Genomic DNA, 306 nt, shown 5'->3' on the forward strand with positions numbered 1-306 from the left:
CGCGGCGACGGCCTCACGCGCGGACGCGGCGGGCAGGAAATCGGTGCGCACCCGCGCCGCCCCGTATCCGCACCGTCCGGACGGCTCGAAGGCCAGCGGGCGCACCCCGGCGTCCGCCAGGGTCCGGAGCACCACGCCGTCCGTACGGCCGATCTCGACGGCCAGGGCGCCGCAGTGGCCGGGCCTGGCCCTGGCCCAGGTCGCGGCGCCCCGGGTGGGCCAGCGGGGCCTGCCCCGCCTCGGCTGATCACCGCACCGATCCGCCGTACACCCCCGCAATCGCAAGACCAACGGAGAGAACATGCG

General features: G+C 77.1%; 1 pseudogene. It reads left to right on the forward strand.

The annotated features are described in order from the left end of the window. A pseudogene (locus ADL34_RS35500) lies at positions 1-247 on the forward strand (hypothetical protein); the annotation flags it as partial. Between the last annotated feature and the right edge of the window lie 59 nt (positions 248-306).

The sequence above is a fragment of the Streptomyces sp. NRRL WC-3605 genome (genome assembly GCF_001509795.1).
In the GTDB taxonomy this organism is placed as follows: domain Bacteria; phylum Actinomycetota; class Actinomycetes; order Streptomycetales; family Streptomycetaceae; genus Streptomyces; species Streptomyces viridochromogenes.